The 15402-nt window shown below is 56.3% G+C and carries 13 protein-coding genes and 1 pseudogene; 10 read left to right on the top strand and 4 right to left on the bottom strand.

What is annotated here, in order from left to right; translation table 11 throughout:
• Window positions 1-173 precede the first annotated feature (173 nt).
• The 8 genes and pseudogenes from UF78_RS14640 to UF78_RS14605 all read left to right on the top strand — a co-directional run bounded on the left by UF78_RS14640 (window position 174) and on the right by UF78_RS14605 (window position 8794).
• A complete protein-coding gene (locus UF78_RS14640; protein WP_155397655.1) occupies window positions 174-1739 on the top strand; it encodes a hypothetical protein in 1566 nt (521 codons plus the stop codon).
• Window positions 1739-2551, top strand: coding sequence for a glycosyltransferase family 2 protein (locus tag UF78_RS14635; RefSeq protein ID WP_045162953.1), 813 nt, complete (start codon window positions 1739-1741; stop codon window positions 2549-2551). The genes UF78_RS14640 and UF78_RS14635 overlap by 1 nt, the downstream gene beginning before the upstream one ends.
• On the top strand, window positions 2548-3498 hold the full coding sequence (locus UF78_RS14630) for a UDP-glucuronic acid decarboxylase family protein (protein ID WP_045162952.1): 951 nt from the start codon (window positions 2548-2550) through the stop codon (window positions 3496-3498). The genes UF78_RS14635 and UF78_RS14630 overlap by 4 nt, the downstream gene beginning before the upstream one ends.
• A gap of 7 nt (window positions 3499-3505) precedes the next feature.
• Entirely contained in the window at window positions 3506-4840 is a 1335-nt protein-coding gene (locus tag UF78_RS14625) for a UDP-glucose dehydrogenase family protein (protein ID WP_045162951.1), read from the top strand.
• 5 nt (window positions 4841-4845) lie between these two features.
• Window positions 4846-5796 carry an NAD-dependent epimerase/dehydratase family protein gene (locus UF78_RS22675; RefSeq protein ID WP_080890634.1) on the top strand — a complete coding sequence of 317 codons (951 nt, stop codon included), beginning with the start codon at window positions 4846-4848 and terminating at the stop codon, window positions 5794-5796.
• A 74-nt stretch (window positions 5797-5870) separates the two neighbouring features.
• Window positions 5871-6100 (top strand): annotated as a pseudogene (locus UF78_RS22670) (hypothetical protein); the annotation flags it as partial.
• A gap of 19 nt (window positions 6101-6119) precedes the next feature.
• Window positions 6120-6674, top strand: a complete 555-nt coding sequence (locus tag UF78_RS14610; protein WP_045162949.1) for a sugar transferase — start codon at window positions 6120-6122, stop codon at window positions 6672-6674.
• Window positions 6675-6790: 116 nt separating this feature from the next.
• A complete protein-coding gene (locus UF78_RS14605; RefSeq protein WP_155397654.1) occupies window positions 6791-8794 on the top strand; it encodes a polysaccharide biosynthesis protein in 2004 nt (667 codons plus the stop codon).
• A 506-nt stretch (window positions 8795-9300) separates the two neighbouring features.
• On the opposite strand, the gene UF78_RS23125 is transcribed toward UF78_RS14605, so the two are convergent.
• The 4 genes from UF78_RS23125 to UF78_RS14585 form a co-directional block, all read right to left on the bottom strand.
• A complete protein-coding gene (locus UF78_RS23125; RefSeq protein WP_230623655.1) occupies window positions 9301-9477 on the bottom strand; it encodes a DNA polymerase subunit beta in 177 nt (58 codons plus the stop codon).
• 138 nt (window positions 9478-9615) lie between these two features.
• On the bottom strand, window positions 9616-10038 hold the full coding sequence (locus UF78_RS14595; protein WP_045162947.1) for a nucleotidyltransferase substrate binding protein: 423 nt from the start codon (window positions 10036-10038) through the stop codon (window positions 9616-9618).
• A 52-nt stretch (window positions 10039-10090) separates the two neighbouring features.
• Window positions 10091-11026 (bottom strand): hydroxymethylglutaryl-CoA lyase, encoded by a 936-nt coding sequence (locus UF78_RS14590; protein ID WP_045162946.1) that lies wholly within the window; start codon window positions 11024-11026, stop codon window positions 10091-10093.
• 791 nt (window positions 11027-11817) lie between these two features.
• Window positions 11818-13020, bottom strand: a complete 1203-nt coding sequence (locus UF78_RS14585) for a CaiB/BaiF CoA transferase family protein (protein WP_045162945.1) — start codon at window positions 13018-13020, stop codon at window positions 11818-11820.
• 175 nt (window positions 13021-13195) lie between these two features.
• On the opposite strand from UF78_RS14585, the gene UF78_RS14580 reads away from it, so the two are divergent.
• Window positions 13196-14095 carry a LysR family transcriptional regulator gene (locus UF78_RS14580; RefSeq protein ID WP_045162944.1) on the top strand — a complete coding sequence of 300 codons (900 nt, stop codon included), beginning with the start codon at window positions 13196-13198 and terminating at the stop codon, window positions 14093-14095.
• A 146-nt stretch (window positions 14096-14241) separates the two neighbouring features.
• Window positions 14242-15243: a TRAP transporter substrate-binding protein gene (locus UF78_RS14575; RefSeq protein ID WP_045162943.1), complete on the top strand. Its 1002-nt coding sequence runs from the start codon at window positions 14242-14244 to the stop codon at window positions 15241-15243.
• Window positions 15244-15402: the final 159 nt, after the last annotated feature.

The raw sequence follows: 15402 nt of genomic DNA, 5'->3' as shown, positions 1-15402 counted from the left end.
ATTGGTGTTTCCCTTTCTTTTGCGATTTCGTGGGTCGCGGCCAGATACCTAGAAAGAGCTAAGTTGTTTAAGCCCCATTTTTGTTATTTGCTTAAGATGGGTGAAGGGGCTATTAGGCGCGGAGCTGTCAGGCTCTACTAGTATTGCCTAGTTTATTGGTTTGAGAGGTTTTCTTGAAAGTCGGATTTGTAAATGTCTATCCTTATCGTCCTCATGCCCATCAGACTAAGTACTTAGAAAGGTTGGCTAAACTGCTTGGCTGGGAGACGGCCGCTCTGGTTTGCGATGCCAATGCCGGACATTGTTATCTCCGAGAACTCAAGGGAACGGGGCGTTCCGAATGCGCAAAGTGCATTGTCGGTGGTCTACGGTCATTTACCTTCGACCATACAGATAGTGCTTGGCGATATTGGAATAAAAGCGCTGTATGGCCAGAGCACGAGGCTTTTGTCGAATCTAGCGCTTACACGCTGACTCGCGTTGAATCTTGGGAGCAGCGTCAATCCAAGTTGGTCGCGGACAAGAAAAAAATCTTGTTGCCAGACTCAGTAAATTTCTACCACGCCGCGTTGAAATGGATCGAGCACAGACAGCTGGATGCGGTCATTGCATTCAATGGACGGATGGATTTGACTCGTGCAGCCATCGAAGCCTGCAGGACAGCTGGTATTCCGTACGTGACTCATGAGCGGCCTCTGTTCGGGCATGGCTTGATCTTGAACAGGAATGCCAACTGCTCGTCGTTGGAAAAAATTCATAGGATCAACCAGGAGTATTCGGCGAAGCCGCTGTCAGCGAAACAGTGTGCCATCGCGGCGAAACTGGCTGCGGAACGCTTGACGGGTGGGAATCCACTTGAGTGGAAAAGATACAACATCAACGCCGCGAAGACAGAGGCTTGGCCTGGGCAATCAGTCGGGCCCCGGGTTTTGGTATGCCCGAGCAGCAAGAATGAGTTGCTGGGGCATCCCGACTGGGCTACCGAGTGGACTGACAATACGGATGCGATCGATATTGCGGTGGATAACGGCTGGTTTGGCTATGCCGACATTCTTGTGAGATTTCATCCTTCCTGGAGCGTGAAGTTCGGTCAGGTCTCGGCTCAGTTATGTGAGGAGCATTATCGACAGTGGTGCGAGTCGCGCGGTGTTGCCTATATCGAAAGTTCCAGCAAGGTCAGTACTCAGGACCTGATTCGCTTGGCGGATGTGGTAGTGCTGAACGGCAGCAATACCGTATTTGAAGCGGGAATCCTAGGCAAACCGGTGATCTGTTTGGGTCCGTCGCCTTATAGCTATTCCGGCGCTGCAACTGATGTTCTAACTATAGATGATTTTGATAAAAACAAGCTCGATCAAGTGCTCAAAATTGATCCGGCGAGGTTAATAAGCAGGACGCTTCGCTATTTCTATTCAAAAGCAGCCCGTGAACCCGTTTTTACAAACTATATCCGTTCAAAGGCGGTTACCGAATGTGCGTTTTACGAAGGCGCAGATCCACAGATGCTTGCAGGCTTGATTACCAACGGTGCGGATTTGGTAGATGATACTCAGTTTGCGGGCAGCCCGGAATTCGAGAACACCTATGTTCGTGCGTTTATGAGTGGGGATTGTGAGGCTCTGGTGGGTATGGCGTCGTCTGTTTGGACCGGAGCCGATACGGATGAGATCAGGCTATCTAGGAAGTTTCCGTATGGCCTAGTTGATCGGGTAAGGAATCTTTCCCCGAAAGGCGTGTAATGAAAAAGGGGCATGTTGTGGATTTAAATGAACATGGATTGGTGAGCATCATTACGCCGTCTTACAATGCGCAGAATCTGATCGGCCGTACGATCGAGTCGGTTCTGGCGCAGTCTTATCAAAATTGGGAGTTGATCGTTGTTGACGACTGCTCAAAAGATGGCACGCGTGATGTCGTGAGAGCTTATGCCGAACAGGATCCGCGTATCTGTTTGCTGCCCTTAGAGAAAAACAACGGAGCGCCTGCCGCGCCTCGAAATATCGGGATTAAACAAGCAAAAGGTGAGTGGGTCGCTCTCCTGGACGCCGATGATATCTGGCATCCACGCAAACTCGAGCTGCAGCTCAAAGCTATGTATCAGGCGGGTGCCAGTTTCAGCTGCACACAGATGCGTGATTTTACCGACGAGGCTGCATTGACATTCGCAGAGCCCGGTGAGGTTGTTTGTGAGCGTATTACTTTCAATAAACAGCGGTTCAAAGGTCGTATACCTACGTCGAGCGTCGTGACGCGTAAAGAGGTTTTGTCGAGTTTTCTATTTAATGAGGATATTCGTTACAAGGCAGTGGAGGATTATCACTGTTGGTTAAGAGTGCACGAGGCGCTGGGCGAGAGTATAAAGTTGAAATACCCGCTGCTTTGTTACCGAAGAGTTCAAGGCCAAATTTCTGGCTCTAAGAGGTATATGCTTGAGCGTATGTATATGGTTCATAAAGAATATCCGGGGGTGACAAGCCTTCAAGCAGCATTTTTCACGCTCACTCATGCGTTGGGCGGCTTTTATTATCGGGTATTGAGGAAAGGTCTATGAAGCGTGTCATGGTTACAGGTGGTGCAGGATTTCTAGGATCCCACTTATGTGAGCGTCTTCTCACGGACGGATATGAGGTTCTGTGTGTGGATAATTTCTATACCGGAACCAAACGTAACATTGCTCATCTAATGGGCAATCCGTACTTTGAACTAATTCGTCACGATGTAACGTTTCCTCTATACGTTGAAGTGGATGAAATTTTTAATTTGGCCTGCCCGGCATCGCCGATACATTATCAGTTTGATCCTGTACAGACACTTAAAACCAATGTCCACGGCGCGATAAACGTACTTGGATTGGCCAAGCGTACCAAGGCGAAAATTTTTCAAGCATCCACGAGCGAAGTTTACGGCGATCCAGAGGTACATCCGCAGCCGGAAGGGTATTGGGGGCGGGTTAATCCAATCGGTATTCGCTCTTGCTATGATGAAGGAAAGCGTTGCGCCGAAACGCTCTTCTCCGATTATCACCGTCAACATGGACTGCGGATAAAGATTGCGCGGATTTTCAATACTTATGGTCCACGAATGCATCCCAACGATGGGCGTGTCGTTAGTAACTTCATCGTTCAGGCGCTGAAGGGCGAAGATCTTACCATTTATGGCGAAGGCCATCAGACCCGCAGTTTCTGCTATGTCGATGATCTTATCGAAGGGTTTGTGCGCTTGATGAACACAGACGATGAGGTAACTGGTCCAATCAATTTGGGGAACCCCGGCGAATTTACCATGCGCCAACTGGCCGAGCGCGTTCTCGAACTAACAGGCAGCGCTTCACGTATAGTTTTCCGGCCACTGCCGCAAGATGATCCACAGCAGCGTCAGCCCGATATTGCCCAAGCTAAGACAGTACTTAATTGGCAACCAACCATTATGCTAGATCAAGGGCTGGAGAAAACCATCCGGTACTTCGATGAGTTGCTAAAAGAAGAGAAAGCAGGCTGACGTAACTATGAAAATAACGGTTTTTGGAAGTGGTTACGTTGGTTTGGTTACGGGAGCTTGTCTGGCTGATGTTGGGCATTCGGTGATCTGCATTGATATTGATCAACAAAAGATCGACGGCCTTAATAAAGGCGTCGTGCCCATCTATGAACCTGGGTTAGAAGAACTGATTCTTAACAATTGCAAGGCCGGCCGTCTTAGCTTCTCCACCGACGCAGCTCTAGGGGTGGAACATGGCTATCTCCAATTCATAGCGGTGGGTACGCCGCCAGATGAAGATGGTAAAGCCGACTTGAAATATGTCTTGGAGGTGGCTGGTACCATTGGCCGCTACATGACAGAACCTAAAATCGTAATTGATAAGTCAACGGTGCCGGTAGGGACTGCTGATAAAGTTAGGGAGTGCGTGTCAAGTCTGCTGTCCGAGCGTGGGAAAAAACTGGAATTTGAGGTCTGCTCTAATCCCGAGTTTCTCAAGGAAGGTGCGGCGATCGAGGATTTCACAAAGGGTTCGCGCATCGTTATAGGTAGCAATTCCCCCATAGTGCGTGATGCTATGCGGCTATGCTATGGCCCTTATAACCGTAATCACGACAAATTAATGTTTATGGACGTGCGCTCGGCTGAGCTTACTAAATATGCCGCTAATGCCATGCTGGCTACCAAAATCAGCTTCATGAACGAGATGGCTAATTTGGCTGATCTGCTTGAAGCGGATATTGAACAGGTTCGTCTCGGTATCGGCGCCGACCCCCGAATCGGCTACCACTTCATCTATCCCGGTTGCGGGTACGGCGGTTCTTGCTTTCCGAAAGACGTCCAGGCCTTGGCCCGTACCGCGCAGGAGGTTGGCTATCAGGCCGATCTGCTAGAAGCGGTTGAGTCGGTTAATAAGAGGCAGAAGCAGATGCTGTTCACCAAGCTGCAGCAGGCTTTCGGGGGGAGTCTGGCTGGAAAGCGAATTGCTCTCTGGGGGCTATCGTTCAAGCCCAACACGGACGATATGCGGGATGCACCAAGCAGGACCTTCATGGAGGCGGCCTGGTCCGCTGGCGCGCTCATCCAGGCACACGATCCCCAGGCTATGGCGGAGTGCGAGCGGATTTATGGTGCTCGCGACGATCTAACGCTTTGTGCATCCAGAGAAGCTGCACTTGAGGGGGCAGATGCGTTAGTTATCTGTACGGAATGGAAGGCTTATCGGGTATGTGACTTGGGCTGGTTGCGGCAAACGCTGCGTTTCCCTGTGATTGTGGACGGACGTAATCTTTTCGATCCTGAGGAGATGGCGGCTGCCGGGCTTCTTTATCATGCGGTTGGCCGCGGTCTACGCAAGGCATAACACCAATGTCGAAGATCCTCGTTACAGGGGCAAACGGTTTTATAGGTAAGGCGTTGGTCGGGCACCTAGCGACCAACCGACGCTCTGTTCGTGCGATGACCCGCTCCCCTTTGGGTTGTTCGCACAATAAAGTCGAATGTGCTGTGGCGGATCTGAGCGATGATAAAGGACTAAATTTGGCCTGCGCTGACGTGAGCTGTGTGATTCACCTAGCGGGCCGGGCACATATCATTAAAGAGCGGGTCACCTCACCTCTTGAGGCGTTTCGCGAAGTTAATGTTAATGGCACCGTAGCGCTGATCCAGGCAGCAGCCCGCTCAGGAGTTAGCCGTTTTGTCTTTGTTAGTTCTATAGGGGTTAATGGCGACCGCACTGACGGTCGGCCGTTTTCCGAGAATTCAGTGCCTGAGCCCTGCACTGATTATGCAAGATCTAAGTACGAGGCCGAGCAGGCACTCATTAGTTGCTGCGAGCAGGCGGGCATCGAGTGGGTTATTGTTAGACCTCCTATGGTGATCGACAGTAATGCACCTGGCAATTTTGCACGATTGCTGAGGCTGGTCGATCGTGGTGTTCCGATGCCTTTTGGTCAGGACTGTAATCAGCGCAGCGTGGTTTCCCTGCACAATTTAGTGAGTCTTTTGGAGCGGTGTGCTGAACATCCGCTCGCTGCAGGCGAAGTTTTTCTGACTGCGGATGGAGACGATGTTTCGACCAGAGAGATTATTTCGAGCTTGGCCCATGGGATGGGGAGGCCCGCTCGGCTGTTTCCCGTTCCGGTCAGGACCCTCGGAGCAACCTGTAGACTGTTAGGGCGTCAACGGCTTTTCAATCAATTGTTCGGCTCGTTGCAAATCGACAGTACTAAGGTGCAGAGGGTTCTGGGCTGGATGCCAAGGGAAAGTACCCACGAGGCGCTGGTACGGATTGGTCATGACTACTGTGTTCGTTTCTAATCATTCGCCTGTTACGGAATGTTCGAACGGTTTCCTCATTAACCACATTGGCGGGGTGAGGCGGGGCTATCGCCACCGAGTTGTTGCGTGGCATGAGGCAGGCGATGGTGAACCCCCACGACCCAGTTCAGTACCGGCTGGCATGCTCCAGCTTGGTGCTACCTTGCTGGGCAAAAAAGCGATGGCTCAACGGCTGCTCGGTTCGTTGCAGGTGGATATCAGCAAGACCTGCGAGCTGCTGGACTGGAAACCGCCTTATACGGTGCAAGAAGGGCTCAGGCGTTGCTTCGAGCGATCCAATTGATCTATTACCGGGTGAGCCCGTGATTCGATTTTTCGATTTTGTATTTTCGCTGCTGGGCCTGGTGGTTGGCTTCCCGGTGTTACTTGTGCTGACGCTCATCGGGCTGTTCGATACGGGCGCGCCAATCTTTCGCCAAGTGCGTGTCGGTCGCCATCAAAAGCCGTTTACGCTGGTCAAGTTCCGCACCATGAGGGTGGATACGGCATCGGTTGCAACGCATCTGGCTAGCAGTGCGTCCATCACTCGGTTTGGTCATTTTCTGCGCAAGACCAAACTGGATGAGTTGCCCCAGTTATGGAATGTGCTGAAGGGCGATATGAGCCTGGTAGGGCCGCGGCCAGGGTTGTTCAACCAGGAAGAATTGACTGAGGAGCGTGCCAAGCGTGGCGTGTTCGATGTGCGCCCCGGGATTACCGGGCTGGCGCAGGTGAGTGAAATCGATATGTCCACGCCGGCTTTGCTGGCCGAAACGGATCAGAAGATGATACGTAGCCTGACGCTGCTCGATTACTTCAAATACATCTTTATGACCGTAGCGGGCAAGGGCGCGGGGGACCGGGTTGTGAAACGCTAACGTCGGCTGTTTTCTAACCTGTGTTGTCTAGCGTTGGGTCAGTTGAATGAATAAATGGACTGCATAGCCGAAGCGGCCGGTATTCTGGCTCTGGGAAGGGTAGCTTTGTGTTGAGATTGGCTGAAAAACTTCGTGCGCGACTGGTGCGATTACCCAGGCGCTACAAGCGTTTGATTCAAGTATCGACAGACGTGGTACTGGTCTGGGCGGCGCTTTGGCTGGCGTTTTTCGTTCGTCTTGGTGAGGCTAATTTTGTCGATCCGCTCGGTGGCCATGCCTGGCTGTTCGCAGTAGCACCGCTGATTGCCATTCCGTTCTTTATCCGGTTCGGCATGTACCGCGCCGTGATGCGCTATTTCGGTAATGACGCGCTGATGGCGATCGCCAAGGCCGTGACGCTCTCGGCGTTGCTGCTTTCCCTGGCGGTGTACTGGCGCACCGATGCACCCAAGGTCATTCCGCGTTCGATGGTGTTCAACTATTGGTGGCTGAGCCTGTTCCTGATCGGCGGGTTGCGCCTGCTGATGCGCCAGTATTTCATGGGGGACTGGTTCTCCCCGGATTCGCTGACCAAGTTCAGGGGCCGTGACGCGAGCTTGCCGAAGGTAGCGGTATACGGGGCCGGCGCTGCGGGGAATCAATTGGTAGCGGCGTTGCGCCTGGGGCGAGGCATGCGGCCGGTCGCGTTCATCGACGATGACCCCAACCTCTACAACCGGAGCATTGCTGGACTGCGGGTGTATTCGCCCAGGCATATCCAGCAGATGATCGATGAGACGGGGGCCGATGAGATTCTGCTGGCCATTCCGTCAGCCTCGCGCGCCCGGCGGCGTGAGGTGTTGGAGATGCTCGAGCATTATCCGCTGCACGTACGCAGCGTGCCGGGCTTCATGGATTTGGCCAGTGGACGGGTGAAGGTCGAGGACATCCAGGAGGTCGATATCGCGGATCTGCTCGGGCGTGATGCCGTGCCACCGCAGCAGGCGCTGTTCGAGAAGTGCATTCGTGGCAAGGTGGTCATGGTGACCGGCGCGGGCGGTTCGATTGGCTCGGAGCTGTGCCGTCAAATCCTTTCGAACAAGCCAAAAGCGTTGCTGCTGTTCGAGCACAGCGAGTTCAACCTCTACAGCATTCACATCGAGCTGGAGCGGGCAATCGAGCGGGCTTCGCTGCCGATCAAGCTGGTGCCTATCCTGGGGTCGATTCGCAATCCGGATCGTCTGTTGGATGTGATGCGCACCTGGCAGGTGGAGACGATCTACCACGCGGCGGCCTACAAGCATGTGCCCATGGTGGAGCACAACGTTGCCGAAGGTGTGCTGAATAATGTGCTGGGCACCATGAACACGGCCCAGGCGGCGGTGCAGGCGGGTGTGGCGAACTTCGTGCTGATCTCCACCGATAAGGCGGTGCGGCCCACCAACGTGATGGGCAGTACCAAGCGGGTGGCCGAGATGATCTTGCAGGCGCTGAGCCGCGAGACGGCACCGGTGCTGTTCGATGCGGATGGAGCGGTGCATCACGTCAACAAGACGCGCTTTACCATGGTGCGGTTCGGCAATGTGCTGGGTTCGTCGGGGTCGGTCATTCCGCGCTTTTATCAGCAGATCCGTAGCGGTGGACCGGTTACGGTGACCCATCCGAAGATCACCCGTTACTTCATGACCATCCCGGAGGCCGCGCAGCTTGTTATTCAGGCTGGGTCCATGGGGCAGGGCGGTGACGTGTTCGTGCTGGATATGGGGCAGCCGGTGCGCATTGCCGAACTGGCCGAAAAGCTGATCCACCTGTCTGGCTTGAGCGTGCGCTCGGAGAAGTGCCCGCACGGGGACATTGCCGTCGAGTTCACGGGCTTGCGTCCGGGGGAAAAGCTGTACGAAGAGCTGCTTATCGGCGACAACGTGAGCCCCACCGAGCATCCCATGATCATGCGGGCCGATGAGGAGTATTTCACCTGGGATGTGCTGCGCAGTGTGCTGGCCAAACTGCTCAAGGCGGTGGAGCAGGATGATTACCCGCAGGTTCGGGTATTGCTACGCGAGGTGGTGAGCGGGTATGTGCCTGAGGGTGAGATCGTCGATTTGATCTACCAGCAGCGAAGGGTAGGGCCGACCGAGTAGTGGTTTCGGTTGGCGGGCTGCCGCCCGCATTCGCCGCGGGGGCGCGCCTCCCACAAAAAAAGCTGGTCACTGCGGGTGGTGGGCGCTTCGGTTTTCTTTGGCTTTTGGGCTTTTGGGCTTTTGGGCTTTTGGGCTTTTGAGTTTTTGGGCTTTTGATTCTGTGGGAGGCCCGACCTCGGGGCGAAGCTTTTGGTTCTTGGGTGGGCAGGAGGTGCGCATTCGCCGCGGGGGCGCGGCTCCTACAAAAGAAAGCAGCTTTTGGGCTTTTGGGCTTTTGATTCTGTGGGAGGCCCCGACCTCGGGGCGAAGCTGTTGGTTCTTGGATGGGCAGGAGGTGCGCATTCGCCGCGGGGGCGCGGCTCCTACAGTGGACTAGCGGTGGGCTGATCGGGCTTTAGGCACGACCTCCGGGCAAGGCTTTGGTTTGTTGGCGGGCTGGTCTGCATTCGCTGCGGGACAGGTTCCAACAGCAACCCTCAGGCGAAGCGCTGGTTCGAGGGGATGCTTTAATCCGTTGCCTTATAGAACTTTTTCCCGACTCTGGCGATGTGGTCGACCAGCTGGGAATTGTCTATTTGGTAATGCAGGGACAGGTCCACCTTGTAAGGCAGAAGCAGGTCATCGATCGCCAACTCGATATCGAGTAGGTCCTGGTGTGAGAGTCCATCGCCGATGAGCGTCAAATCGATATCCGAACCAGGGCGGTAGTTTCGTTTTTGCGCGTGAGCCGTAGAGGATCGCTTCGCTAACGTTGGGAAACTGCCGTAGCGCTTCTTGGATCGATTGGACATCGCTTTGGGAGAGCCCCGTATCTTCTAAACTCATGGGGTAGGCTCGGCTCGGCTGCGCATGGTTCGCTCAAGCGCTTTTAGCAGCGAATGATGCTTCATTCGGATATTGCTCAAGATGGCTTCGGCCGTTTCCTCGTTATACGTGTAGGAGGTCCGGTTACGGTCTGTCAGCATGTGCATCCAGGCGTGGCCATCTTCGATCAGTCCCTTGCTAAACGCTTCTCTGATGGTGTCACGCGAGCCCACGATGCCGTCGATTCCTTGCCAGATGAGGAAATCCTTCAGGGTGTTCCAGCCAAGCTCGTAGCAGTATTCGAAGCCTTGGATAACGCCCTGTTTTTCCAGCTTCGACAGGTCGCGCTGTTGCATCAGTTCCATTGCTTCGTCGAGTTGCCGCAGAGCCCTACTAAAGTTATGCAGGCGTTGCTGCCAGCGCACATCGAGGTTGTTCATTCGTAAGCCCTAATACGTTTACGCATATGCTACAACTTCGTCGTCGATCGGCCTATTTGTCTGGCTCGTCCATCCATTTCGGCTTCGGATAGCGACGGTCGGCTTTACCGGCTTTGAGCACCGCACCTGGCACTTCATGCCCGACCAGCTCGGGCAGGCTGGCGGCACAGCGCAGCAGTCGGTCCAGCTCTACGCCAGTATTCAGGCCCATGCGTTGGAACATGTGCACCAGGTCCTCGGTGCAGATGTTGCCGCTGGCGCCGGGTGCGTACGGGCAACCACCGAGGCCACCGAGGGAGGCGTCGAAGCGGTCGATGCCGGCGTTCAGTGCGGCCAGGGCATTGGCCAGGCCCATGCCCCGGGTGTTGTGGAAGTGCGCGGTGAACACCGCCTCGGGCCATTGCCTCACCGCTTCGCGGCAGATGCGCTCGACCTGCGCCGGGTCCGCCATGCCGGTGGTGTCGCAAAGGGTGACGCCTTGAACGCCAATATCCAACAGGCGTTGCACCAGTTCATACACGCGTGGTTCGGGAATTTCACCTTCGAATGGGCAGCCGAAGGTGGTCGATAGCGAGGCGTTGATGAACACGCCGCTGCCTCGAGTCGCCTCGATGATCTCGCGGAACTGCACCAGTGATTGCTCGGGCGTCATCCGAAGGTTGGCCATGCCATGGGTGTCGCTCGCGGACATCACTAGGTTGATCTCGTCTACCTCGCAGGCGAGGGCGCGCTCGCAGCCCCTGACGTTGGGGACCAGTACGGTGTATTCGACATCTGGTACTCGACGAATGCCGCGCATCACCTCTTCAGCGTCGCGCAGGTTCGGAATGGCCTTGGGTGAGGTGAAGGAGGTGACTTCGATTTTTGCCAACCCGGTTTCGGAGAGGCGATCGATCAGGGCGATCTTGTCCTCGGTGGGGATGAAGTTGGGTTCGATTTGGAAGCCATCGCGGGTCGCGACGTCTTGAATGTAGAGGCGTTTTGTCATGGATATCTCCGTTCGATGGCGGCCGCTGCGTTGTTGTTCGAAAAGCCTAAAAGCTTCGCCCCGAGGTCGGGCCTCCCACATGGAAAAGGCCCAGAGCTGTTCCCACCACAGAGCCAAGGTCCCACTCGCATTACTGCTTTTCAGTGGAAGGCGCGCCCCGCGGTGAATGCGGGTTTCCTACCCACCCAAGAGCCAAAAGCTTCGTCCCGGGGGCGGGCCTTCCACAGGAAATGCAAAAGCTTCGTCCCGGGTCGGGCCTCCCACAGGAAGCCGGAAAACTTGCTCCAGTGCGGGTCATCTATAGGGAGGCCAAGTCACTCCTTGCACTGCTGCTGCAGGAGGCGCGACCTCGCGCCGAATGCGAGCGTACTGCCCGTTTAAGCACAAGCTTCGCCCCAGGTCGGGGCTCCCACAGAAGAGCCAGAAGCTTCGTTGCAAGGTTTTCGGTTCCACGGAAGAGCCAAAGCATTACTCGCACTGCTGTTGTAGGAGGCGCGACCTCGCGCCGAATGCGGGCGTACTGCCCGTTTAAGCAAAAGCTTCGCCCCGGGTCGGGGCTCCCACAGAAGAGCCAGAAGCTTCGCTGCAAGGTTTTCGGTTTCATGGAAGAGCCAAAGCATCTCGCACTGCTGTTGTAGGAGGCGCGACCTCGCGCCGAATGCGGGCGTACTGCCCGTTTAAACAAAAGCTTCGCCCCGGGTCGGGGCTCCCACAGAAGAGTTAAAAGCTTCGCCCCCGAGGTTGGGGCTCCCACAAAAAACCAAAAGCGTTGTGCGCAGCGGCTGGAATGCTCAGATGACTCCTCTTTCGCGCAGCCCTTGGCGTTGCTCGTCGGTGAGGCCGAGGCCGGCCAGTACATCCTCGGTGTGTTCGCCCAGTTGGGGGCCGCCAGTGCCGATGCGACCGGGAGTGCGGCTGAGTTTGGGTAGCACGCCTGGGACCTTGAGCGGCCCGGCGAACGTCTCTACCTGTTCGATCATCTGCCGCGCCAGGTAATGCGGGTCCTTGACGATGTCGGCCGCGGTGTAGGGATAGCCGGCCGGAACGCGCGCTTCTTTCAATGCCTCGATCACTTCGTCGCGGCTGTGCTGTGCGGTCCACTCGCCGATCGCGGCGTCGATCAGCTCGGCGTGCTCAGAGCGGCCGTCGTTATGTGCCAAACGTGAATCCTCGGCCAGATCCTGGCGCCCCATCAGGGTCATCAAGCGCTTGTAGATACTGTCGCCATTGCCGGCGATCAGGACGTAGGCGCCGTCATTGCACAGATAGGAATTGGACGGGGTGATGCCGGGGAGGGCGCTGCCGGCGGGCTCGCGCACATAGCCGAAGGCGTCGTACTCAGGCACCAGGCTTTCCATCATGGCGAAAACCGATTCATACAGGGCGACATCGATTTCCTGGCCCTTGCCGCTGCGGTTGCGCTCTTGCAATGCCAACAGGACACCAATGACGCCATACAGTGACGACAGCGAGTCCCCGATGCTCACGCCCACCCGTACCGGTGGTTGGCCCGGATAGCCGGAGAGGTGGCGCAATCCGCCCATGGCCTCGCCGATCACGCCGAAGCCGGGTAGGTCGCGATAAGGGCCGGTTTGACCGTAGCCGGAGATGCGCAACATGATCAGGCGCGGGTTGAGCTTCGACAGTTCGTCCCAGCCCAGGCCCCAGGCCTCGAGCGTGCCAGGACGAAAGTTTTCCACCAGCACGTCGGCTTCGGCGACCAGCTGGCGGACGATCTGCTGGCCTTCGGCGGCTTTCAGATCGAGCGTCACGGACTGCTTGTTGCGTGACTGCACATGCCACCAAAGCGAGGTGCCGTCCTTGAGTTTGCGCCATTTGCGTAGCGGGTCACCGACCTGCGGCGGCTCGATCTTGATTACCTCGGCGCCAAATTCGCCGAGCATCTTGCTGGCGAAGGGACCGGCGATCAGCTGGCCCATCTCGATGACCTTGAGGCCTTGCAACGGCAAGCTGGTTTCATTCTGTTCGTTCATCACAACACCTGTGCCAGGTCGATTCATGTACGGAGGATGACCGAGCGCCGCGCGGCGGACAATTGCTGAATAACCAAGGATGGTTTCGTCAACCACGAAGACAACTCGCGGATGCCTTTCTGGGCGCGCGGGTTTATGGTGGTCGCTTCGTCAGCTGCGAATACGGGAGTCAACCATGCGGCGTGTCGATTTCGTTACCCTGCGCCTCTTCGTTGCTGTTGCTGATGAGCGCAGCTTGACCCGTGCCGCCGAGCGCGAGCACCTGGCCCTCGCGGCTGTCAGCAAGCGTATCAGCGACCTGGAAGACCAGCTCGGCGTCAGTCTGTTGTATCGCCAACCCAAAGGCGTCGAACTGACGCCAGCCGGTCATGCGTTGCTCCATCATGCGCGCAATTTGCTCGACGGCTTACAGCAGATGGATGCCGACCTCAGCGAGTTCAGCCAAGGCGTGAAGGGGCATGTGCGCATTCATGCCAACACATCGGCGGTGATCGAGTTTTTGCCTGAAGACCTGAGCGCCTTCGCGCGCCTGCATCCGGAAGTGAAGATCGATCTGGAGGAGCGTGTCAGCAACGATACGCTTCGCGCCCTGCGGGAAGGTTTGACCGATATCGGCGTCTTCGCGGGGCACATGGCGGCCGAGGACCTGCAAGTGTTCGGTTATCGCGAGGATACGCTTGTGCTGGTCACTCCGCGGGAGCACCCCTTGGCGACGCTGAAGAGCATCGCCTTGCGCGATGCCGCCGGTTTCGATTTCATCGGCTTGCAGCAAGACGCCTCCTTGCATGTGTTGCTGCATCAGTCGGCCCAACAGATGGGCATGCCCTTAAGGCTGCGGATTCAGGTGCGTAGCTTCGAGGCGATCTGCCGGATGATTCACACGGGTATGGGCATTGGCGTGCTGCCTGAACAGGTGGTGCGCAATTATTTGCCGGCGCTGGATGTCGCCATCATCCCGCTGACCGATCCCTGGGCAAGACGCGAACTGAAGATCGGTGTGCGCAATCTCGAAAGCCTCTCCGTAACGGCGCGACAATTGCTGGAGCACCTCACCGCTCGCGAAGGCAGTCGGTGAAAACAGGCTGCGCGCCGCATGGCTTCGTCAAGGTCTTCGTCAACTGCGAAGCCTTGCTTGCTCAAATATGAATATCAGCGAGAAACGGCGCCGGCTAGAGTCAGGTCAGCTACATGGCTCACACAACTACAAAACGGAGCTTCTCCATGGCACGACTTACCCGTGGTATCACTCATCTGCTCGCCGCTTCGGCCTTGTTCAGCGTATTCGCGGCGCAGGCGGCCGATCCGATTCTGATCAAGTTTTCACACATCACCGCTGACAGTACACCCAAGGGGCAGGGTGCCTTGATGTTCAAGAAGCTGGTCGAAGAGCGCCTTCCCGACCAGGTCGAGGTACAGGTGTATCCCAACTCCTCGCTTTACGGCGACGGCAAGGAAATGGAAGCGCTGTTGCTCAACGAAGTCCAGCTGCTCGCACCCGCGCCGTCGAAGCTGGAGCAGTACACCAAACAGCTGCAACTGTTCGACCTGATGTTCCTTTTCGATGACGTGGCGGCGGCGCAACGCTTTCAGCAGTCGGACAAGGGCAAGGCGATGCTCAAGTCCATGGAAGACAAAGGCATCACCGGGTTGGCCTACTGGCTCAACGGCATGCGTCAGTTCACCGCCAACAAGCCGCTACGTGAGCCTGCCGATGCGCGCGGGCTGAAATTCCGCGTGCAGCCTTCGGATTTGCAGGCCGCTCAGTACACCGCACTGCGCGCTGTGCCGCGCAAGATGTCGTTCGCCGAAATCTACCAGGGTCTACAAACCGGCGTGGTCAATGCACAGGACAATCCCTGGTCCAACATCTATAGCCAGAAGTATTACGAAGTGCAGAAGTACATGACCGAGTCCAACCATGGCATCGGTAACTACCTGCTCATCACCAATACGCAGTTCTGGAATGGCTTGCCGGCACCGGTGCGGACCGAGCTCGAACAGATCATCGAAGAGGTCACGGCTGAGGTGAATCGCCAGGCCGAGGCGCTGAACGAGAAGGCTAAGCAGAACATCATCGATACCGGCAAGAGCGAGATCCTGGTGTTGACCGAAGAGCAGCGCAACGCCTGGCGTGATGCTGTGCGTCCGGCCTGGAAGAAGTTCGAAGCGCAAATCGGTCCCGACCTGATCCAGGCCGCCGAAGCGGCGAACCAAGCGCAGTAGATTCGACCGCTACGCGCCCCAGCACGTGCTGCGGGCGCTTTGGTGCGAACAGCGGAGAAATGCCAAAGCACTACCCGCGCTGCTTTTGTAGGAGGTGCGCCCCCGCGGCGAATGCGGGCGTTCTGCCCGCCCAAAAGCCAAAAGCTTCGCCCCGGGTCG

The sequence above is a fragment of the Stutzerimonas stutzeri genome, from assembly GCF_000952685.1.
Classification (GTDB): domain Bacteria; phylum Pseudomonadota; class Gammaproteobacteria; order Pseudomonadales; family Pseudomonadaceae; genus Stutzerimonas; species Stutzerimonas stutzeri_E.
This window is presented reverse-complemented; position numbering and strand designations above follow the sequence as displayed.

Bases quoted from the DNA above. Each gene is read 5' to 3' on its own strand.
- UF78_RS14630 (WP_045162952.1), top strand. From the start codon at position 2,548: ATGAAGCGTGTCATGGTTACAGGTGGTGCAGGATTTCTAGGATCCCAC.
- UF78_RS14635 (WP_045162953.1), top strand. From the start codon at position 1,739: ATGAAAAAGGGGCATGTTGTGGATTTAAATGAACATGGATTGGTGAGC.
- UF78_RS22675 (WP_080890634.1), top strand. From the start codon at position 4,846: ATGTCGAAGATCCTCGTTACAGGGGCAAACGGTTTTATAGGTAAGGCG.
- UF78_RS14625 (WP_045162951.1), top strand. From the start codon at position 3,506: ATGAAAATAACGGTTTTTGGAAGTGGTTACGTTGGTTTGGTTACGGGA.
- UF78_RS14575 (WP_045162943.1), top strand. From the start codon at position 14,242: ATGGCACGACTTACCCGTGGTATCACTCATCTGCTCGCCGCTTCGGCC.
- UF78_RS14595 (WP_045162947.1), bottom strand. From the start codon at position 10,038: ATGAACAACCTCGATGTGCGCTGGCAGCAACGCCTGCATAACTTTAGT.
- UF78_RS14590 (WP_045162946.1), bottom strand. From the start codon at position 11,026: ATGACAAAACGCCTCTACATTCAAGACGTCGCGACCCGCGATGGCTTC.
- UF78_RS14585 (WP_045162945.1), bottom strand. From the start codon at position 13,020: ATGAACGAACAGAATGAAACCAGCTTGCCGTTGCAAGGCCTCAAGGTC.
- UF78_RS14580 (WP_045162944.1), top strand. From the start codon at position 13,196: ATGCGGCGTGTCGATTTCGTTACCCTGCGCCTCTTCGTTGCTGTTGCT.